Genomic DNA, 255 nt, shown 5'->3' on the forward strand with positions numbered 1-255 from the left:
AACCAACAACGTCCGTGCCGGACAAATCCACCTCGGCGGTCGTATCCGACGCCATGCTGCCCTGGCCGAACCAGAATTTGCCGTAGTCCTTCGAATTTAGATAGATTTCCGCCTTGCGCAGCAGATCGGTCCCCCAGTCGAAGTGATCCTCGTTCAACTGGTTCACATTGGTTGTCGAGTAAGGGTTCCACTCCCATTCGAGATTGGCCCCGAAAGACCAGTCGTTTTCCATGAGGCTGTAGATGCGAAAGCCCG

1 pseudogene is annotated in these 255 nt (G+C 54.9%); it reads right to left on the reverse strand.

Going from position 1 to position 255, the window contains the following annotated elements:
- Positions 1-255: pseudogene (locus IB262_RS36850) on the reverse strand (hypothetical protein); the annotation flags it as partial.

The sequence above is a fragment of the Ensifer sp. ENS02 genome (assembly GCF_014851885.1).
GTDB lineage: Bacteria > Pseudomonadota > Alphaproteobacteria > Rhizobiales > Rhizobiaceae > Ensifer > Ensifer adhaerens.